Below are 20,825 nucleotides of genomic sequence, written 5' to 3'. Positions count from 1 at the left end.
CTACTTATACGCAAGCGTGCGGGCAGGTTAGGAAAGCTGTAGTGTTTGGAGGAGCTTTTTGGAAAATCGGACCTAAAGCAGTTGGAGGCTTATTTGTTCAGGAACTTATGGAAAAACCAGCCGCCTAAGGCATAGAGGGCCACATCCAGCAAATCACCGGTGTAGCGCGGCATGAATTGGGGTAAGATGAGTTCGAAGACCACGGAGACATACACCACCACAAACCCGATGTGATATTTGGTGAACCGTACCTGCGGGCCGTACAGCATCCGCATCAGAAACAAGGTGACGGTGAGTAGGAGGGGAAGGCAAAGAAGGTCATCGAGGTAAAACCGGACCCAGGAGAGTCTGGGGAGTTGAAGCCAGGCCACGGTGCGGTGCGCGAGGTAAATGGCAGCCAGCGCGCAGAACAAGGGCGAAAAAGTAGCCCAGTTTAACCGGCCAACAACGCGAGAAGCCATAGAATAAAGGAGACGATGCTGACAAAGGCTATCTGGAAGCCCAAACCAATGCTTTTGTAAAACTTGGTGAAAGGCGGGTCTTTGGGATCAATCTGGATAAAATCTACCGTGAAGTGCTTTTTCTCTTCCGCCTGTCGCGCTACCTGGGCCTGCTGTCGGTCAAAGGCTCCTGGGTCCAGCAAACCCTGGCAATGCTCGCACCGGTCTATGGCGTTGTGGTGCCAGCCAGACCATTGGCCGCAATGGGGACATTTCTTGCTGGCACTCATGCGGTAGCCTGGGGAGCAAGTCTTTCCAGCAGAGACTCCAACGAGGGGGAAAGAATGGTGAGTAGTAATTCCAAAAGGTGTGGGTTTGGGAGTGATTTCTTATGCAACAGCGCCACTACACCCATCAGTTCATCAGAGGAGTTCATAAGTGGTGCCCCAAAGTAACTGTCAATCCCGTACTCCCGCAAATAATTATCCATTGGGAAGCGGTCCTTCACCCCCGAGGCAAAATACAGCACCCCGTGGCGGGTCACATTGGCGCAGGGTGTGCCCTCTATGGGGTAAGAGGCATTGACCGGAAGCACCTGTCCCTGGTGCAGAATGCGCAGAATCTTCATGTCGCCCCCCGTGCCGGATTTCTGGCAGATCATGATCACATCGGCGGCGGAGTGCTGGTACAGAAACAAAAGCACATCAGATACATAGGAGGCCTGGTTCACGTTCTGGCTCAGCAGGACCGCGGTATCCAAAACCACTTTGTCATCAGCGGTCCAGACAACCTCTAATCTAGGGTTCCAAGTCTCAATCATCTTCAAGCCGTTTAGGTATACTTTCAGAAAAGCAAAAGCCGTGCCTTTCAAGCGATTTTCCGTTGAATAAGGGCCTGAAAAATCAAGGATAAACCGAGGTCCGGCAAGGAGGCTCCAAGGTTTGGTGGAAGTTCTTTCAAATAGTCCTAAAAGTGTTGTTCCATCGTTTTAAAGCCGTTTTCTGGGAAATAGCCCTAAAGTAGTGCTTCGGGTTAGTATCTGGCTTGCGAAAGGGAAGAGGTTTGAATAAGTTAAGTCCAACTACTCTGGATTTGGTCTTGTTTTGGAAATTGGGGCAGAAAACGCCGGGGCAGATAAGCGCATTTAATTGAAGGCGGTAGCAGGCTATTTTTTATCTTTGCCTAAACCACTTTTGCCGTGTACAAAAAAATCATCCGTCCGTTACTTTTCCAGTTAGATCCCGAGCAGGTGCACCACCTTACCACCTCCGCGCTGAAGACCGGTTTTCAGCTACCGCTGGCCAAATCCATCAGCCGGAGCGTGTTCCAGGTTTCAGATAAACGGCTGGAAAGAAAAGTTTTCGGGCTCACCTTCCCAAACCCGGTGGGTTTAGCGGCTGGTTTTGACAAAGACGCCCGCATGATTGACGAGTATGCCGAGCTAGGTTTCGGGTTCATTGAGATTGGCACGCTTACGCCCAAGGCGCAGACGGGCAACCCCAGGCCGCGTCTGTTCCGCCTGCCGCAGGACGGGGCCATCATCAACCGCATGGGCTTCAACAACGAGGGCGTGGACCAGGCCGTGGAGCGCCTGCGCAGCCGCAAAAGCAATGTGATCGTGGGCGGCAACATCGGCAAGAACAAGGTCACCCCCAATGAGCAGGCCCTGCAGGATTACCTCTACTGTTTTGATGCCCTGTATGACGTGGTAGATTATTTTGTGGTGAACGTGAGCTCGCCCAATACGCCTGATCTGCGTGCGTTACAGGAAAAAGAGCCGCTGCGTGATCTGTTGAGCAACCTGCAGAACCGCAATCAGGGCAAAGCCAGGCCCAAACCCCTGCTCCTGAAAATAGCACCAGATCTGAACCAGGCGCAGCTGGATGATATTGTGGAGATTGCGGCCCAGACCCAGCTTTCCGGCGTCATCGGGACCAACACCACCATCAGTCGGGAAGGGCTGCAGACCTCGGGCCAGAAAATTACTGAGATTGGGGCCGGCGGGCTGAGCGGAAAACCTTTGACCAGCGCCTCTACCCAGGTCATCCGCTACCTGCGGCAGCAACTGCCCCAGGAGATCAGGATTGTGGGCGTGGGCGGCATCATGACCCCCGAGGACGCGCTGGAGAAACTTTCGGCCGGGGCCGATTTGGTACAATTATACACTGGTTTCATTTACGAGGGGCCTGGATTGATCAGGCAGATTAACGAGCGGTTACTCAGGTAAATACTATATTTTGAAAACCATATACTGGTAATTTGTTCAAGGCTTATTGAACGGAATAGTGTAGATTTGAAGTTTGGAGACAGCATGGCAACGAACACATATAAACGGGATGTAGGGACTGGTCCGCGGCCTAAGAATGCGCCCAGGATTCAGAATGAACCTAAGGGAAAGAGTGAGAGCAGAGCCCCCAAAGAGGCCAAACCCAGGAAGTCGCTTCCCAAACCCCAGTTATCCTTCAACTTTCTAAAAGACCGTCGGCTGCAGCTGTTCATCGGGTTTTTCTTCCTGCTTTCCTCGCTGTACCTCACCATCGCGTTTGTCTCCTTCCTGTTCACCGGCACCGCCGACCAGAGCATTGTGGAGTCAGTGACGCCCGAGGAAATGAAAGCTGCCGGGCTAGAGTCTGAGAACTGGCTGGGCCTATTTGGCGCCTGGATCTCAGATTACTTCATTAACCGCTGGTTCGGGGTCGCCTCGTTTTTCTTTGTGCCGGTGGTGTTCTACATCGGCTATAAAATCGTTTTCCGGCGCACGTCCATTACCCTTTCCTCGGTGGTGACCTTGTGCCTTTTCGGGTTGCTGTGGGGCTGCGTGACGGCGGGCTATTTGGTGCTCCTGTACCAGGCCACGGATACTTATGGATTTATGAGCGGCGGCATAGGCTACGAGACTGCGCTGTGGCTGCAGAGCCTTCTGGGCTGGGGAACCGGCCTTCTGATGGGTTTTGCACTCATCGCCTTTGTCATGTTCTTCTTCAATATCACCACGCTGGGCCGCCCAAGATTCCCTAAAACAGAGACAGCGGCGCCTGCGCCTGCCATGGCAGCTGCGGCCAGGCCAGAAACCGGCGTGTATGCTTCGCCCTCTGCGGGCATGAACCACCTTACCAATCCCAGCGGGACGTTTGAGCCTCAGGAGGAAGAACCGGCGTTTCCGGCCCCTTTTCTGGTAAAACAGGACGAACCGGAAGAAGAGGAGGAGGATTTTGACGACGAGCAATCCCAGGATGAAGAGTTCTATGATGACCAGGACGACGAGGAATTTGAGGACGAAGAAGTAGAAGAGCCGCAGGAAGATTTGTTCGCTGTGAATGAATTGCCGGTGACACCAAGAGCCTCCGTGCCGCTAGCGTCTGTGCCGCTGGCCCTGGAAGTAGAGCAGGACGATGTACTGCTGGAAGAACCAGAGGAAGAAGTAGAGCTGGACATTGCTAACCTGGCACCTTTGGAAGAGGAAGTGGACAACCTGGAGGTGAGCGAGAACTATGATCCCACCCTGGATTTGCCGCGCTACCAATACCCGTCTATTGACCTGCTCACTGACTACGGCGTGGCCAAGGTTCAGGTAACCAAGGAAGAACTGGAAGCGAACAAAGACCGCATTGTAGAGACGCTTGGTAACTACAACATCGGTATCGCCAGCATCAAAGCCACCATCGGGCCAACCGTGACCTTGTACGAGATCGTACCGGAGGCTGGGGTACGAATCTCCAAAATCAAGAGCCTGGAAGATGACATCGCGTTGAGCTTGGCAGCCCTTGGAATCCGGATCATTGCGCCCATTCCGGGTAAAGGAACCATTGGTATTGAGGTACCGAACAAGAAAAAGGAGATGGTGCCCATCAAGGCCATCCTGAGCACTGAGAAGTTTATGAAGAGCGAGATGGAACTCCCCATCGCCTTCGGGAAAACCATCACCAACGAAGTCTTTATCACCGATCTGGCCAAAATGCCGCACTTGCTCATGGCAGGGGCTACGGGTCAGGGTAAATCTGTTGGTCTGAACGCGATCCTAACTTCGCTGTTGTACAAGCGCCATCCTTCGCAATTAAAGTTTGTCCTGGTAGACCCTAAAAAGGTGGAGCTCTCCCTGTTCAATAAGATTGAGCGCCACTTCCTGGCCAAACTTCCGGATACCGACGAGGCCATCATCACCGATACCAAGAAAGTGGTGAACACATTGAACTCGCTCTGTATGGAGATGGACCAGCGTTATGATCTGCTCAAAGACGCCGGTTGCCGCAACCTAAAGGAATACAACCTCAAGTTTGTGGAGCGCCGCCTGAACCCCAAGAAAGGCCATAAGTTCATGCCGTACATCGTGCTGGTGATTGACGAGTTAGCCGACTTGATGATGACTGCGGGGAAAGAGGTGGAAACGCCTATCGCGCGTCTGGCGCAGCTGGCCCGCGCCATCGGGATTCACCTGGTGGTGGCCACGCAGCGTCCATCGGTGAACGTGATCACGGGTATCATCAAGGCCAACTTCCCGGCGCGTATTTCCTTCAAGGTAACTTCCAAAATTGACTCCCGCACCATCCTGGACACCGGCGGAGCCGACCAGTTGATTGGTCAGGGGGATATGCTGTTCTCTCTGGGCTCTGACCTGATTCGTGTGCAATGCGCGTTTGTGGATACGCCAGAGGTAGATAGAATTTGTGATTTCATTGGCGAGCAGCAAGGGTATTCAGATGCCTATCTGCTGCCTGAGTTCCTGGGGGATGAAAGTGGCAACGAGAAAGCCGAGTTTGACCCCAGCAACAAAGACGCGATGTTTGAGGAAGCCGCCCGTATTGTGGTCACGCACCAGCAGGGAAGTACCTCCTTGCTGCAGCGCCGCCTGAAACTGGGTTATAACCGGGCCGGCCGTCTGATTGACCAACTGGAAGCCGCCGGCGTGGTGGGTCCGTTTGAAGGCAGCAAGGCGCGTGAAGTTTTAATTCCGGATGAATACAGTTTGGAACAGTTATTGAATAACATGCAACCGTAAGCAAACAATTGCAGTTACCTTAACTTAAAAAAAGACCCATGAAACGATACTTTTCATTTCTGCTCGCCCTGCTGACGGTGGTTCAGATTGCCCAGGCGCAGAATGTGCAGAAAGACCCCCAGGCAGAGAAGATTCTGGATGCCATGAGCAAGAAATACCAGGCCATGAACGCCTTCAAGGTAGGGTTCACCCAAACCATTGAAAGCCCATCGGCGAAGGCAAAAGAATCTATCAACGGCGATATCACCGTTTCCGGAAACAAATACCGTCTGGCCGTAGCCGGGCAGGAAATCATCAACAACGGCGCCACCATCTGGACCATCATGAAGAAAGAGGGTGAGGTCACCATCTCTGACAACGACCCGGATGAGCAGGAGCTTACGCCCAACCAAATCTACTCGCTTTACAAGAAAGGCTACCGCTACGTGTATGCCGGCGAGGAGAAAGAAGGCGGTGAGGCCGTGCACGTGATTGACCTTTCCCCCGAGGACCGCGACAACCAAGTATTTAAGGTGCGGCTACACATCAGCAAAAAGGATAACACCTTGAAATCTTGGAAGATGTTCCGCAAGAACGGCAACCGGTACACCTACAAGATCAACAAATTCACGGCCAACACCCCGGTAGACGCCAATACCTTTGTGTTCAATAGAGCCAAGTACAAAGGCCTGAAAGTAGTGGACCTCAGGTAGTATCTCGTAGCAAGTATCACGATGTTAAAAGGCTCCTGCTGAAAAGCGGGGGCCTTCTTCGTTTTAGGGCTTTTTTCCGGATAATGACGCCTAAACGTAATTTGGATTAACTTTCTGGAGAAAGGAAGCTGCTTCCATTTTTTGCCTCTTTTCCCCAAAACAATAAGAAAACACTTTAGCTTTGTGCCAACCTACTGTTTTGCCTCATGACCAGACAAGAACTTTTTGAACAGATCCAGCGCAAACGATCTTACCTATGCATTGGGCTGGACACGGACATCAAGAAGATACCGCCGCACCTGCTCCAACTGGAAGACCCCATCTTTGAGTTCAACCGCCAGATTATTGAAGCCACCCAAGACCTGTGCGTGGCCTATAAACCCAACATCGCGTTTTATGAGGCGCACGGCCCCAAGGGCTGGGTGAGCCTGGAGCGTACCCTGAGCGTCATCCCGAAGGATGTTTTCACCATCGCCGATTCCAAGCGCGGTGACATTGGCAATACCTCTGAGCTTTACGCCCGCGCCTTCTTTGACCAACTGAGCTTTGACTCGCTTACCGTGGCTCCGTACATGGGCATTGATTCCGTGACGCCGTTTCTGCAGTTCCCCAACAAATGGGTCATTTTGCTGGCGCTCACCTCCAACCCCGGTCACGATGATTTCCAGCTCCTGAGCGTGGTGTCTGAGGGCAAATCTTACTTCATGTTTGAGAAAGTCATCCAGAACAGCCAGGCATGGGGCTCCGCCGATAACTTGATGTACGTCATTGGTGCCACCCGCCACGATTATATTGAGCGTGTGCGTGAACTAGCTCCCGATCACTTCCTGCTGGTGCCTGGCGTAGGTGCCCAAGGTGGAGATTTGGGTGAGGTTTCTCGCTACGGCATGAACAAACAGTGCGGCCTCTTGGTGAACTCTGCCCGCCAAATCATATACGCCTCCCAGGGTGAGGATTTCGCGGAGAAAGCCCGTGCCGCAGCTCTGGCTGTGCAGCAAGAAATGGACCGTTACCTGAACGAGTACCTGCCTCGCTAACCTTTCACAAACAATCCGGCTCTGCCGATTCGTTTTGAGGCCGATTTTTAGGAAACGGCTTAAAATCAGCAGACTATCAGATATAACCGGAACAGCCTTTGACATCTTTCTGCGTATGTACACAGATGGTTTGAAAGGCTGTTCCGGTTTTCTATGAAAGAGGATTTCCTACACTATATATGGCGCTACCAGTATTTCCGGAAGGAGCAGCTATGCACCACAACAGGTGAGGAGTTGCTGGTGCTGCACCCCGGCTTCTACAACCGCTCAGACGCTGGCCCCGACTTCTCTGGTGCCCGCCTCAAGATAGGAGACACGGAGTGGGTGGGCAGCGTGGAAATCCACGTGAAAGCCTCAGACTGGCGCCGGCACCAGCACCAGCATGACGACAAGTACAACCAGGTGATTCTGCATGTGGTCTGGGAAAACGAGGAAATGGTTTGGCGGGAGGAGGGCACCACTATGCCTACCCTGGAGCTGCAGGGCAGGATAGCCTTGCCCCTGCAGGCAAAGTACCAGGAACTGACCTGGAGCAAAGAGGAAATTCCCTGTGCTGCCCAGGCCATACAGGTTGACCGCATTTTCAAATCCGCGATGATGGACCGCACTCTACTGGAGCGGTTTGAGATTAAAGCAAACCTGGTGCTGGAACGATTAGAACAGAACCGCCAGGATTGGGAAAGCACCGTTTACCAAACCTTGGCCGCAGGATTTGGTTTCAAAGTGAACCAGGAAGGCTTTTTGCGGCTCACCTGGGTACTTCCCCTGAACCTGGTAAACCGCTACCGGTCTTCTCCCAAACAGTTGGAGGCATTGGTGTTCGGGCAAGCGGGGCTGTTGGAGACAAAGGAAGGGCAGGAGCCCGAAACGTACTTGCTGGATTTGGCAAAAAAACGCCTTTACCTGGCCCAAAAACACACCCTGCCAGAGCCATTGCCCTCTGCCGCCTGGAATTATCTCCGGCTCAGGCCCTCCAATTTCCCGGCGGTAAGATTGGGGCAGTTGTTGGCGGTACTCCAATCGCAATCGCATCTTTGGTCTGGCATGGTGGCTTGCGAAACCAAAGAAGATTACCTCCGCTTCTTCCGGCAAGAACCCCCATCTTATTGGCAGCAGCATTACGCTCCCGGCAGACCATCGGCGCAGCCATTTGGCACCATCGGGGAGGAAAGCATCCAGGGGCTACTCATCAATGTGGTAGCGCCTTTGTTGGTAGCCTACAGCCGCCGCATGGACAACGTAGCCTACCAGGAGAAAGCAGTCGGTTTGCTGGAATGCCTGGGCAGAGAGCAGAACAAAGTTACCCGCTTGTACACCCATCTTGGTTTTCCGCATACCTGCGCCGGAGACTCTCAGGCCTTACAGGGCCTGTACCAATCATACTGCGCTCCCCGGAAATGCGTACATTGCGTCATCGGGCACCGCCTGATGAAACAGAACTTCCCTACTGCATGAACCTTCAGCACTGGCTGCACTTGCCGGTTTTCCTCTTCCTTGTTTACCTGCTTAGGCGCCAGGCGCGACACACCGAGGGGCTGCAAACCTTCTTTTGGGCTGGGTTGGCTTTGAAGTTGGTAGCAGGGCTGCTGTTGGGTTACCTGTATCTGGAGTATTATGGCGTAGGAGATACCTGGGAGTTCCACAAACAGGCCAAAGCGGTAAAGGAGGCGGCAGAGCTTAATGGAAACCAGTATCTCCGGTTGTTATTGTTTAATGAAAAAGGAGACCTCCCCATGGGGTTTACCAAATGGCCTCAGTATTCTAACACTTTCTTTTTTATAAAACTGCTAAGCCTGCTTTATTTCCTAACGGGCAGTTCTTATTGGGCCAGCAGTTTGTATCTTTCCTTGTTCAGTTTCTGGGGATGTTGGTTTTTGGTGCAACAGCTGCAAAAGCATTATCGGGCATACGGTACCTCAGCCGTAGTAGTGTTTTTGTTCTTCCCTTCAGTGGTGTTCTGGACCAGCGGGGTTACGAAAGATTCGCTGTTCATAGGAAGTCTTTGCTTTACGGTTGGCCTGTTCCTGCAGCTCTATAAAACCAACAATGCTTCTGTAGCGGTGAAAAGGTCTATCCTGCACCTACCTTCCATTTACCTGCTATGGCGGATAAAATTTTTCCTGGCAGCTGTGCTGATGGTGCTGCTTGGGGCACTTTTGGTCACCAAGTGGGTAGCTCACAGGTTCCCTCAACTTCATTCCCGGTCAAGGCAATGGATGCTGTGGGCTGGGATTCTAGGCATTGGAGCCTTTATAGCTTCCTTCGCGCATCCTACGTTCAACCTTAGTTTTTTTGTCCGGCACATTCTCTGGAACTACAGGAATATAGTGGCGGCTTCAGGTCCTGATAGTCTGCTGTTGTCATTCCCGCATTTACAGCCAACCTTGTGGTCAGTGGTAGCCCATGCGCCATTGGCTGTGTTCCAGATGCTCACCAGGCCTTTTCTTTGGGAGCCTGCTCCGTTGTTCTACAAACTGGTGGCGGTAGAGAACCTGTTGTTTTGTCTGCTGGTCTTGCTAACCATTGTCCATCTGCTACGGCACAGGAAATTGCCGAAGCTGCCTTCTTTTCTAGCGGTGTTGCTGGTGTTCTTCTTTATTTCGGCGGTGCTGGTGACACTGCCCACGCCCAATTTAGGGTCTTTGCACCGCTACCGGGCGCCGCTGTTGCCTTTCTTTTTCCTGGTAGTGGTGGCATGGGGACCATTGCCTGTTTGGCTGGATAAACTGCTCAGGCGCCGGGGCTAACCTATTCCGTTTCTTTGCCTATTTTTGCAGGCGCATCCGTTTTGAGCTTAGTTTCTTTGAATTAGGCTTAAAATGGAAACTATCATGCGCCCTTTCAAAACAGAGAGGGGAAGTGCAATCGGTTTTCTGGGGGAAGTACCCGTAGAAAACTCCAATTAACTTAAAGAAGCTTATGCAAAATCCCGTTATCATATTAGGTGCCCAGGAACTGGGTGTATTGGCGCTGGATGCCTTCCAGAGCAACGATGTTGTGGTATATTGTTTTCTGGATGACCAGGTGGCCCTGCAGCAGAAAGAGGTGAACGAGATCACCGTCATGGGCAACACAGAGGACGAGAACATCCTCAAGCTTTTGGGCAAGAAGTGCGACGTGTTTGTGGCCGCCGAGGATTCCGCCGCCCGCAAGAGCCTGACCAAAATGCTCAAAGAAGATTACAAAGTGGTGCCGGTGAATGCCATCCATAAATTCAGCTATGTCTCTGAGCATGCCTGGCTGGGCCACGGAAACTTCATCCAGGCCGGGGCCATCGTGAACTCCAATGCCAAGGTGGGGGATAACTGCATCATTGGCTCGCGTGCGGTGGTAGAAGCCAACGCTGTTCTGGAAGACCACGTGCAACTGGGATCGGGTGCCATGGTAAACACCGGGGTGACCATCTCCGAGGGAGCCTTTATTGGAACCGGTGCTGTGATTGTGTCTGGCGTGAAGATTGGCAAAAACGCGCGCGTGGGCGCCGGGGCCGTGGTAGTAGCCGATGTGGCCGCAAAGCAAACCGTTTTCGGGAACCCAGCCAAGCCTGTTTAAGGAAGACTTCAGGCGCATGATTTTGGACCTTAGGCTTCTATAGTCCTGATAAAGAAGACTCAGGACTACAGACTCGGGACTGACAAAGGTCATTTTCCGTTTCCGGGCTGTTTTCCTTAAATTCGCACCAAAACAGAAAAGCTGTTGTTCATTAGCACATCAGCACCTTAAACCATTAGCACATTCAACTTTACACTTAGTCTGAAACTAAGCCGTATGAAAAAGTACAGTATCCTACTCTATTACCACTACACCAAGATTGAAGACCCCGAGTTGTTCCGCGAGGAGCACCATCTGCTGTGTCTTAACCTGAATTTGTTGGGTCGCATCATTGTCGCTCCGGAAGGATTGAACGGAACCGTTTCTGGCCTGGTGGAAGACTGTGAATCCTACATGGCCGCCGTGAAGGCAGACCCTCGCTTTGAAGGCATCGACTTTAAGGTGGACTATGCGGATGACCACGCTTTCACCAAACTGCACGTGCGTCACAAACCCGAGATTGTGCATGCCGGCCTGCGCAACATTGACCCCACTGAACGTACCGGCGTACACCTTTCGCCGCAGGAGTTCAGGGAGATGAAAGACCAGGAAGACGTGGTGGTGCTGGATGTGCGCTCAGACTACGAGCACAGCATGGGCAAATTCAAGAACGCCGTCACGCTGGACATTGAGAATTTCCGGGAGTTCCCTGAAAAGATTGACGAGCTGAAGGAGAAGTATGAAGGTAAGAAAATCTTGACGTATTGCACCGGCGGCATCAAATGCGAAAAAGCCAGCGCTTTCCTACTGGAGAAAGGCTTTGAAAACGTGTACCAGTTGCACGGCGGCATCATCAAGTACGGCATGGAAGCCGGCGGTGAGGACTTCGAGGGCAAATGCTACGTTTTTGACAACCGCGTGGCCGTGGAGGTGAATACCGTGAACCCAGTGGTGATCTCCAAGTGCTACGTGTGTGAATCGCCCTCCGCCAGGATGGTGAATTGCGCCAATCCGCACTGCAACCTGCACGTGCCCATCTGCGAGAGTTGCGGGACTAAGATGGACGGTGCCTGCTCCACCACCTGCCAGGAGCACCCAGACAAACGCCCATATGATGGTACCGGTTACTACCAGAAAAACACGAACGGCTACAACCCGTACAAAGGCTTGAACCGCCGCAAGACGGAGGCACCAAAGGCCGTTTAAGCGATAAGCATTTTAAAAGGAAAGGCGCCGCCAGTTGCTGCAAGGCAACCAGGCGGCGCCTTTTTATTTACCTTCGGCGAGACCCCCAAAAGGCACGCCACTAGATTGAAGCTCCATTTTCCACCTAAAACTATGAAACCATGGCCCGTATCCCAGAATCTGAATTAATCCTGAACGCCGATGGCAGCATTTACCACCTGAACCTGCTGCCTGAGCAGATCTCAGATACCATTATCACGGTAGGTGACCAGGACCGCGTGGCCCGCGTGAGTCGCCATTTTGATTCCATTGAGGTGGAAGTGGCCAAGCGCGAATTTGTGACCCATACGGGCTATTACAAAGGCAAACGGATCTCGGTGGTGTCTACCGGCATCGGGACGGATAACATTGACATTGTGATGAATGAACTGGATGCCCTGGTGAACATTGATTTCGTGAGCCGCGAGCCGCTGGAGCATGAGGACCGCATCTCCCTCAAGATTGTGCGTATTGGTACTTCCGGCGCCTTGCAGGAAGATGTGCCGCTGGGCAGTCATCTGGCTACGGAGTATGCTTTGGGTTTGGACACGCTCATGCAGTTCTACCCGCTCATGGAAACTGGTTACGAGACCGAAATCGCGGTGAACATGCAGCTGGCGCTGGGCATTGGTTTTCTGCCGTACTGCGCCAAAGGCTCAGACATCCTGCGGGAGCAGATTGCGGGGAGTGACATGCTCCACGGCAACACCATCACCTGTCCGGGTTTCTATGGCCCCCAAGGCCGATTACTGCGCCTGCAACCAAAAATTGAAGAGGTGATCCAGAAACTGAACGCCTTCAGGTTTGAGGATGTGCGGTTCACCAACTTCGAGATGGAGACCGCCGGTATCTACAGCCTGGGCCGCTTGCTGGGCCATGAAGTCCTCTCTCTGAATGCCATTGTGGCCAACCGCATCACTCACCAGTTCGCTCCTAACGCAGATCAGGTAATTGATGACCTCATTGTGAAGGTTCTGGAACGCATTTAACAAAAAGAGCCTACAAACGCATCGGCCTTTGGTTTGTACCAAAGGCCGATGCGTTTGTAGGCTTTAATAATGTGAGCAGGGCAAAGCCGCCCTTTAGGAGCGGTTTACTCCTGAGTTTGAAGTCGTCAGGCCGATTACTAGAAGAATTCCACCCCTAAAATTGCGTGGGTGGGCAAAGTGACGCCAGACTTGATGGTGGTGAATTCCTTATCAGCTTGCCAGATGGTAGTCTGTACCCTCAGAACCTCACCGGAGGCCACCTGGAAGGTGATTTCCACTTTCCCGTGGTAGCCATTACCCAGGCGGCTGGCCCGTTCCAAATCAACTTGACGTCTTACTTTAGATTCTTTATCCGACAAAACATCTTGAGTGCCGAACTGTAATTGCGGGATGCTTTCCTTCTCAATAAGCTGGTAATGGAGCACGGTGTTATTTTCCATGGTACGCGTGTTTGGTGTTAGTCTGTGGACCAATGAAGAAAGAATTTCTTACATCTACAAACGGTATTTAACACAATAAGTCTATGAAAAAACAGTTAACCATACCCAAAATGGTGTTTTAAGGCTATTTTCTGGAAAATAGCCTTAAAATATTTTTTACAGGCTCTTCAGGAATTCCATGGTGTCCACGCCATCGGCGTAATCGCTTACTGACGGGCATTGCGCCTGCCCGAAAGCGTAGCTGTTGGGCCAGAGTGCCTCCTGCGAAACCACGCACTGCAGCTTCTCCTGGATGGTTTCCAGTTTCTGTTCCAGGTCCTGGTCGCTGGTATACGTCTCATAGAACAGCACCGAGATAGGGGAGACCAGCTGCTGGCTCTCGGTAACCATCAGGAAACCGTTATCCAGGTGCGGCACACCGTTGACCAGGTAAATAGACTTGTTGTAGTCGTAGTTGTTCTGGTACTTGTGGTGGTTTACTACCTCTTTCTTGTATTCCATGGCCTCAAAGAACGGGGTGAAGTCATACTCAGCGGGCACAAACGCCTTTGCCACGTTGCGGCAGCCCAGACCGTAGTAGCGCAAAATGTCATCGCCAAGGGCGGTCAGTTCTTCTTTTGTCTCTTTCCCGGTGAGCACAGCCACGCTGGTGCGGTTTTTCCGGATGATGTGCGGACGCTTGGCAAAGTAGTATTCAAAGTAGCGGGAGGTGTTGTCTGAGCCTGTGGCAATGATGGCATCTGATTCCTTCATCATCATCACCAGTTGAATCTGCTCCTGAAAGCCGGGCTCAATCTCCACCAGTTTGTTCAGAAGGTGCGGAAGCAGAAACGAATCCTCGGAGCTGGGTTTGGCCTGAAGGATGTGCCCGTTCAGCAGAATGCACAGCGCGTCATGGAAACCCACGGCCGGAATATTGCCTGCCATCACCACGCCTACTTTCTTAGGCGCTTCGTTCAACTGGGGCAAATCATAGCGCGCTACCCAGGCAGTCAGTTGGTCTTCCTCCAGCATGCTGGCAATGCCATCCAATGCCGCCGAAACATTGGGCAGGTCAAAGAAGTTATTGAGTTGGCCCGCCCGGCGGGCCAGGTATTCGCGTTCCTCCAACGGTAAGTGCCGTAGGTAATCGCCTAATTTTATGAATGCGGAAAGTCTGTTTTCTAAAGTTAGCATGAAGGGGTAACAGTGGATGCGTGAGAAACGTTTGATACAATGCGTGCTACGTATTACTTTTGCGCGCAGAATGGCGTACCTATATTGGTGCAAAATTACTAAAAAGAAACAGGAGATACGATTATGGCGATAATGATCACGGATGAGTGTATCAACTGCGGCGCATGTGAGCCGGAGTGCCCCAACACTGCTATCTATGAAGGTGGCGTACAGTGGACGTGGGGAGATGGTACATCTCTGACCCAGGTAGAGATTGACGGTGGAATAGTGGTAGACGGCAAGGCCCCGCAACCCCCCATCTCTGATGAATTCTATTACATAGTCTCTGACAAGTGCACCGAGTGCTGCGGTTTCCATGAGGAGCCCCAGTGTGCGGCCGTCTGCCCAGTAGACTGCTGCGTCGATGACCCGGATTACCGCGAGACCGAGGAAGCCTTGTTAGCCAAGAAAGAGTGGTTGCACGCCGCAAGCTAAACTTTCCCTAAAAGCTATTCAGGAACCCGCCTCGTGCGGGTTTTTTTGTTATTCAAGCTGCTTTAGGGCCGTTTTCTGAAAAACAGGCGTAAACCCTGAAACCGGCGCCGGTTGGCGGTTCTACCGGTCTGTAGCGGCGTTACACTGTAACGCCGTGTTGCCATGGAACTGAAGCGATTCAATTAGAACAGACTTTTTTAAACGGCCAAGGAATCCATTGCAAATGCAGATTTGGGTGATTGGAACCTTTGCTGCTGCGTAGAACCACGGCGTTACAGTGTAACGCCGCTACATTGATCGGCAAAGCCCAGGACCTCGTAGGGTCCGAAGGTCCTACGGGTATCTCGGCCAGCGCCGTTTCTTTCCTGTTTTCTCAAAATCAGCGCGAAATCAGGAGCTTTCCCGCAGAGCCGGCCAATAACTGATAACTCACATCGGCTAATTTGCTATTTTTGCAGGTACACGTGACATGTGCCGGTTCTGCTAGGATAGCACATCAGCACATTAACACATTAGCACATTACCCAAGATGTCGATTCCGAAGACCTATAACCCCAAAGAAGTAGAAGACAAGTGGTACGCCACCTGGCTGGAGCGTGGCTTTTTCAAGTCCAAACCAAACCCAAGAAAGCAGCCCTACACCGTGGTGATTCCGCCGCCCAACGTAACAGGCGTGCTGCACATGGGCCACATGCTTAACAATACCATTCAGGATGTGCTGGTGCGCCGCGCCCGTATGCAAGGCAAAGAAGCCTGCTGGGTACCGGGTACGGACCACGCGTCCATCGCGACGGAGGCCCGCGTGGTAGCCATGCTCAAGGAAAAAGGCATCAACAAAAGTGACCTTACCCGCGAGGAGTTCCTTCAGTACGCCTTTGAGTGGAAAGAGAAATACGGCGGCATCATTCTGGAGCAGCTGAAAAAACTGGGCGCCTCCTGCGACTGGGACCGTACCCGCTTCACCATGGAGCCCGCCTTGACCGATGCCGTGATTCAGGTATTCGTGGACCTGTACCGCAAAGGCCAGATTTACCGCGGCGTACGCATGGTAAACTGGGACCCACAAGGCATGACTGCCCTTTCTGACGAGGAAGTAAACTTCAAACAGGTAAACGGAAAACTGTACTACCTGCGGTACGGCGTGGAAGGTTCTGACGAAGTGCTGACGGTGGCTACCAAGCGCCCTGAGACCATCATGGGCGACGTGGCCATCTGCGTACACCCTAAAGACGAGCGATACAAACATTTGGCCGGTAAGAAAGCCATTATTCCGCTGGTGAACCGCCCCATCCCTATCATCTTTGACGAATACGTAGACCGCGAGTTCGGAACCGGGGTGTTGAAAGTAACGCCGGCGCACGACATCAATGACTACGAACTGGGTCAGAAACACAATCTGCCTAGCATAGACGTGCTCAACGACAACGGCACCATCCATAAGCGCGCTGGCCTTTACGTGGGTGAAGACCGCTTCGTAGTGCGTAAGAAGATCACGAAGGACCTGGATGCCCAGGGGCTGTTGGAGAAAGTGGAAGACTCCGTGTCTAACGTTGGTTTCTCTGAGCGCACCGATGCCGTAATTGAGCCGAAGCTGTCTATGCAGTGGTGGTGCAAAATGGACCAGATGGCCAAGTCCGCGCTGGAGAACGTGATGAACGACACCATCAAGCTGCACCCGGCCAAATTCAAGAACATGTACCGTTCCTGGATGGAGAACGTGCACGACTGGTGTATCTCGCGCCAATTATGGTGGGGACAGCAGATTCCGGCTTATTATTTGCCAGACGGCACGTTTGTAGTAGCGCGTACGGCCGAGGAAGCGCTGGAAGAAGCGCGTACTAAGACTGGAAATCCAGAGTTGCAGTTAACGGACCTTCGTCAGGACGAAGACGTGCTGGATACCTGGTTTTCTTCCTGGCTGTGGCCTATCTCGGTGTTTGATGGTTTCAAAGATCCGGACAACGCCGATATCCTGTACTATTACCCTACGAATGACCTAGTAACGGCCCCTGAGATTCTGTTCTTCTGGGTAGCACGCATGATTATGGCTGGCTACGAGTTCCGCAAGGAGTTGCCGTTCCAGAACGTGTACCTTACCGGTATCGTGCGCGATGCGCAGGGCCGCAAGATGTCCAAGTCACTGGGTAACTCACCAGACCCGTTGAACCTGATTGAGCAATATGGCGCCGATGGCGTTCGTGCAGGCATGCTCTTCAGCTCACCGGCCGGTAACGACCTGCTGTTTGACGAGAAGCTCTGCGAGCAGGGCCGTAATTTCAGCAACAAAATCTGGAACGCCTTCCGCCTCATCAATGGCTGGGAAGTAGACGAGACGTTGCCAAACCCGAACGAGAAAGCCATCAAGTGGTTTGACTCTAAGTTAAACGAGGCACTCAATGTTCTGGAAGACCACTTTGACAAGTTCCGGATTTCGGATGCCTTGCTTACGGTCTACAAATTGGTATGGGATGATTTCTGCTCCAATTACCTGGAGATGATTAAACCAGCCTTCGGGTCACCTATTGACGCGGCCACCTTGCAAGCTACCTATGAGTTCCTGGAGAAACTGATGAAAGTGTTGCATCCGTTCATGCCGTTCATCACCGAGGAAATCTGGAACACCATGAAGGCCCGTGCGCCTAAAGACTGCCTGGTAGTAGCGACTTGGCCAGAGAAAGGTAGAATTGAGCCAGATTTGCTAAAACAGACCGAATACGTTCTCAACGTGGTGGGCCAAATCCGAAACCAGCGTAACAGCAAGAACATCTCTCCGGCCAAAAAGCTGGCACTCTATGTGCGCCTGACCGAAGGCAAAAACGCAATTTCCGGCTACGAAACCCTGGTAAGCAAGCTGGCGAACCTCAGTGAGATTCAGGAAACAGAGCAGCCGTTGGACAACGCCTTGTCTTTCGTGGTGGAAAGTGCTGAGTTCTTCATCCCGATGGAGGGTAACATTGACGCCGCCGCTGAACGCGAACGCATCCTGAAGGAGCTGGATTACACCAAAGGCTTCCTGGCCAGTGTAGCGAAAAAGCTGAGCAACGAGCGTTTCGTGAGCGGAGCCCCGGAAGCGGTGATCAACGCAGAGCGCAAAAAGCAATCAGATGCCGAAGCCAAAATCGCCGCCCTGGAGCAAAGCTTAGCTGCGCTTCAAACTGAATAAATTTGATATCTGATGAATAAAAAAACGGCTGCTCTAATAAGGGCAGCCGTTTTTTGTTTACAGGTTATAAGTTATAAGTAGTTTAAAGTTACCATGATCTGTAAAGGCAATAGCTAAGCCCAGACTCTCCCCTTGAGGGGAGATAAAGAGGGGTGTTTACACAGGAGAGCACGCGTTGTGATTTACATTACCTTGTCACCCTGAGCTATCTCTTCTTTTCCGGATATCTAACTTCTTTCAGTTGGGGACGCCATGATCAGCAGGTGTAAACACCCTCTACGCTCCCCTCAAGGGGAGAATCAGCTCGTAGTTGATACACTCGGAATTGGGATCAATCTTGATTCCTTTTCTGACCTATTTTCTAAAAGTAAGTCCTGAAACCCTACAAAGTAGAAGAGTCCAGTCTGGTCCAGGTGATGGCGCCGTTGTTCACGGTGTAGCGCAGGAGCAAGTAACCGCCGTTGTGGCCATCCTCAAAGTAAGCAAGGGCGTGGCGGTCGTTGAGGATTCTCACATCCTGGATGGCCATGGTGCCGCCGGCCGTGCCAGTGGTGGGGAGCAGGGATTTCTGCTTGCGCATGAGGTCGTTCATGAGGTCGGCCTCGGGGTTCTTTAGCCCCTTGTTTTTCAGGCGTTGCACCTCACCTTCGCTCAACGTGCCGATCTCCTCCTCAAAAGAGGTAGACTCCGGTGGGGTGACTTTCTCCTCAGCCTCTGAGGGGATGGTATCGGGTTGGGTAGACTGGGTAGGCACGCGGGGTTCACCGGGAACGTTGTGGGTGAAGCGGCGGACCTGCTGCTCCAGGCTGGTGATTTTCTCGTTGGCCATGGCCAGTTGGCTCTCGGCCTGGCTTTGCTTCCAGTAGAAGAAGATGGCCAGGAACAACAGAAAGGCGATAACCAGCAGTAAAAGGGCGTTTTTCATAAATCAGGAACGGATAAGGTCGGGTTGAACCTCGGTAAAATAAGACTTTTACTATATTCTGCAGAGGTGGGTTGTGCTTTTCTGTTTCAGGGCTGTTTTTACCAAATCGGGCTTAAAAACGAGGGTGCAAAAAAGCCCCTCCGGTAGGGGAGAGGCTTTCTAAATGGGAAGATCATTTTCAAATCTCCCCATCTCCAAATCTTCAAATTAAATGCTGGTATTCGGGTCGAAGGCTTCCAGGTAATCGGCAACGCGGCGCACGAACATACCGCCCAGCGAACCGTCTACTACGCGGTGGTCATAGGAGTGCGACAGGAACATGAACTGACGGATCCCGATCAAGTCACCCTCAGGCGTCTCAATCACGGCAGGCTTCTTCTTGATGGCACCCACGGCCATGATGGCCACCTGCGGCTGCATGATGATAGGCGTACCCATCACGTTGCCAAAAGAACCTACGTTGGAAATGGTATAGGTTGGGTCAGCCAGATCTGCCGGAGTCAGTTTGTTGATGCGGGCACGGTTGGCCAAATCGTTCAGGCGCTTAGAGATGCCGTTCAGGTTCATCTGGTCGGCGTTGTGGATTACGGGCACAATCAGGTTTCCGGAAGGCAAAGCCACGGCTACCCCTATGTTGATGTCGCGCTTCTTGATGATTTTATCGCCGTCTACGCTCACGTTGATCATCGGGAAGTCTTTGATGGCTTTCACGATGGCCTCAATGAAGATAGGCGTGAAGGTGAGGTTTTCGCCTTCGCGTTTCTTGTAGGTATCTTTGGTTTTGTTCCGCCAGTTGACAATGTTGGTCACATCGGCCTCCACAAACGAAGTCACGTGTGGAGAGATGCGCTTGCTGTCTACCATACGCTGGGAGATCATCTTGCGCATGCGGTCCATCTCAATAATTTCTACGTTGCCGCTGTAAGACTGGGCCGGAGCCGTAGAGACCTGAGTCGCAGGGGCTACCGGAACAGCTTGTGGTTGTGGGGCGACTTGCGGTTGTGGAGCCTGTACCTGAGGCGCTGGCGCTGCGGCTGGTTGAGCGGCAGGAGCCGTGCCGTTCTGGCGACTGGCTATATAATCAAGGATATCTTTTTTAGACACCCGGCCTTCTTTGCCGGTACCCGGGATGTACTCCAGTTCCTGCATGCCAATGCCTTCTTCGCGGGCGATGTTGAGCACCAGCGGGGAGTAGAAACGGCCGGAGGCGGGTTGCTCCAGGCGCTGGGTTGCGTGCGCTACGGCCTGCGGTGCTTCGGCAGCTTGGGCTACCGGGGCTGCGCTGGCCTGGGCTACTGCAGGGGCTTCCTGCTGGGCCGGAGCCGAGGTGGCAGGCTGGTCATCGCCGCCGGTGCTGATGATGGCGATAGGTGCGCCTACGGCTACTACCTGGCCCTCTTGTACCAGAATCTCCTGCAGCACGCCGCCCTGGATGGCAGGCACCTCGGTGTCTACTTTATCGGTGGCTACTTCCAGAACAGACTCATCTTGCTCAATGGTATCACCTACTTGCTTCAACCATTTCAGCACGGTGCCTTCCATGATACTTTCGCCCATTTTGGGCATCACCATTTCTACAAGAGCCATAGATAAGAGTATGTCAGTTTTTTGGGTTATTGAGATCAGAATACCGCAGTCAGGACAGGGAGCCGGTTGGTGCAATGTTACAGAAAAACAGCGAATAATCACTGGAAAGCCGTAAGCGGTTCTCGGAACCTAACTGTTGTTAGGCAAATTT

At 52.5% G+C, this 20,825-nt stretch carries 18 protein-coding genes; 11 read left to right on the top strand and 7 right to left on the bottom strand.

Annotated elements, in window-relative coordinates; translation table 11 throughout:
- Positions 1-89: 89 nt before the first annotated feature.
- The 3 genes from J3P34_RS07725 to J3P34_RS07715 are packed head-to-tail and all read right to left on the bottom strand — an operon-like array spanning position 90 to position 1,260.
- Positions 90-461: a hypothetical protein gene (locus J3P34_RS07725; RefSeq protein WP_210487640.1), complete on the bottom strand. Its 372-nt coding sequence runs from the start codon at positions 459-461 to the stop codon at positions 90-92.
- Positions 434-730, bottom strand: a complete 297-nt coding sequence (locus J3P34_RS07720; RefSeq protein WP_210487638.1) for a TFIIB-type zinc ribbon-containing protein — start codon at positions 728-730, stop codon at positions 434-436. The genes J3P34_RS07725 and J3P34_RS07720 overlap by 28 nt, the downstream gene beginning before the upstream one ends.
- A complete protein-coding gene (locus J3P34_RS07715; protein WP_210487636.1) occupies positions 727-1,260 on the bottom strand; it encodes a GAF domain-containing protein in 534 nt (177 codons plus the stop codon). Before J3P34_RS07715 ends, J3P34_RS07720 begins: the two co-directional genes overlap by 4 nt.
- A 378-nt stretch (positions 1,261-1,638) precedes the next feature.
- Here J3P34_RS07715 and J3P34_RS07710 point away from each other — a divergent pair, with 378 nt between their 5' ends.
- The 9 genes from J3P34_RS07710 to J3P34_RS07670 all read left to right on the top strand — a co-directional run bounded on the left by J3P34_RS07710 (position 1,639) and on the right by J3P34_RS07670 (position 12,909).
- Entirely contained in the window at positions 1,639-2,667 is a 1,029-nt protein-coding gene (locus J3P34_RS07710; RefSeq protein ID WP_210463638.1) for a quinone-dependent dihydroorotate dehydrogenase, read from the top strand.
- 84 nt (positions 2,668-2,751) lie between these two features.
- Positions 2,752-5,436, top strand: coding sequence for a DNA translocase FtsK (locus tag J3P34_RS07705; RefSeq protein WP_210487635.1), 2,685 nt, complete (start codon positions 2,752-2,754; stop codon positions 5,434-5,436).
- Positions 5,437-5,474: 38 nt separating this feature from the next.
- The gene (lolA1, locus tag J3P34_RS07700) at positions 5,475-6,128 is read left to right on the top strand and encodes an outer membrane lipoprotein periplasmic chaperone LolA1 (protein WP_210463640.1); all 654 of its coding nucleotides are present in this window, start codon (positions 5,475-5,477) and stop codon (positions 6,126-6,128) included.
- Between the two features lie 206 nt (positions 6,129-6,334).
- A complete protein-coding gene (gene pyrF, locus J3P34_RS07695; RefSeq protein WP_210487634.1) occupies positions 6,335-7,165 on the top strand; it encodes an orotidine-5'-phosphate decarboxylase in 831 nt (276 codons plus the stop codon).
- A 153-nt stretch (positions 7,166-7,318) separates the two neighbouring features.
- A complete protein-coding gene (locus J3P34_RS07690) occupies positions 7,319-8,620 on the top strand; it encodes a DUF2851 family protein (RefSeq protein WP_210487633.1) in 1,302 nt (433 codons plus the stop codon).
- The gene (locus J3P34_RS07685; RefSeq protein WP_210487632.1) at positions 8,617-9,912 is read left to right on the top strand and encodes a hypothetical protein; all 1,296 of its coding nucleotides are present in this window, start codon (positions 8,617-8,619) and stop codon (positions 9,910-9,912) included. The genes J3P34_RS07690 and J3P34_RS07685 overlap by 4 nt, the downstream gene beginning before the upstream one ends.
- A 172-nt stretch (positions 9,913-10,084) precedes the next feature.
- Positions 10,085-10,717 carry a NeuD/PglB/VioB family sugar acetyltransferase gene (locus tag J3P34_RS07680; protein ID WP_210487631.1) on the top strand — a complete coding sequence of 211 codons (633 nt, stop codon included), beginning with the start codon at positions 10,085-10,087 and terminating at the stop codon, positions 10,715-10,717.
- A gap of 216 nt (positions 10,718-10,933) precedes the next feature.
- Complete coding sequence (gene trhO, locus J3P34_RS07675) at positions 10,934-11,902, top strand: oxygen-dependent tRNA uridine(34) hydroxylase TrhO (protein ID WP_210487630.1); 969 nt, start codon at positions 10,934-10,936, stop codon at positions 11,900-11,902.
- 140 nt (positions 11,903-12,042) lie between these two features.
- Positions 12,043-12,909 (top strand): nucleoside phosphorylase, encoded by an 867-nt coding sequence (locus J3P34_RS07670; protein ID WP_210487628.1) that lies wholly within the window; start codon positions 12,043-12,045, stop codon positions 12,907-12,909.
- A 137-nt stretch (positions 12,910-13,046) separates the two neighbouring features.
- On the opposite strand, the gene J3P34_RS07665 is transcribed toward J3P34_RS07670, so the two are convergent.
- On the bottom strand, positions 13,047-13,349 hold the full coding sequence (locus J3P34_RS07665) for a hypothetical protein (protein WP_210463647.1): 303 nt from the start codon (positions 13,347-13,349) through the stop codon (positions 13,047-13,049).
- Positions 13,350-13,505: 156 nt separating this feature from the next.
- Positions 13,506-14,525, bottom strand: coding sequence for an acyl-CoA reductase (locus tag J3P34_RS07660; protein WP_210487626.1), 1,020 nt, complete (start codon positions 14,523-14,525; stop codon positions 13,506-13,508).
- A gap of 123 nt (positions 14,526-14,648) precedes the next feature.
- Between J3P34_RS07660 and J3P34_RS07655 the strand changes: the two genes are divergently transcribed.
- Together J3P34_RS07655 and J3P34_RS07650 are read left to right on the top strand one after the other, a co-directional pair.
- On the top strand, positions 14,649-14,999 hold the full coding sequence (locus J3P34_RS07655) for a 4Fe-4S binding protein (RefSeq protein ID WP_210487624.1): 351 nt from the start codon (positions 14,649-14,651) through the stop codon (positions 14,997-14,999).
- Between the two features lie 529 nt (positions 15,000-15,528).
- The gene (locus tag J3P34_RS07650) at positions 15,529-18,162 is read left to right on the top strand and encodes a valine--tRNA ligase (protein ID WP_210487622.1); all 2,634 of its coding nucleotides are present in this window, start codon (positions 15,529-15,531) and stop codon (positions 18,160-18,162) included.
- Between the two features lie 382 nt (positions 18,163-18,544).
- On the opposite strand, the gene J3P34_RS07645 is transcribed toward J3P34_RS07650, so the two are convergent.
- Together J3P34_RS07645 and J3P34_RS07640 are read right to left on the bottom strand one after the other, a co-directional pair.
- Complete coding sequence (locus J3P34_RS07645; RefSeq protein ID WP_210487620.1) at positions 18,545-19,087, bottom strand: hypothetical protein; 543 nt, start codon at positions 19,085-19,087, stop codon at positions 18,545-18,547.
- 207 nt (positions 19,088-19,294) lie between these two features.
- Positions 19,295-20,674 carry a dihydrolipoamide acetyltransferase family protein gene (locus J3P34_RS07640; protein WP_210487617.1) on the bottom strand — a complete coding sequence of 460 codons (1,380 nt, stop codon included), beginning with the start codon at positions 20,672-20,674 and terminating at the stop codon, positions 19,295-19,297.
- Positions 20,675-20,825: the final 151 nt, after the last annotated feature.

It is taken from the genome of Rufibacter aurantiacus, assembly GCF_017916345.1.
GTDB classification, from domain to species: domain Bacteria; phylum Bacteroidota; class Bacteroidia; order Cytophagales; family Hymenobacteraceae; genus Nibribacter; species Nibribacter roseolus.
This window is presented reverse-complemented; position numbering and strand designations above follow the sequence as displayed.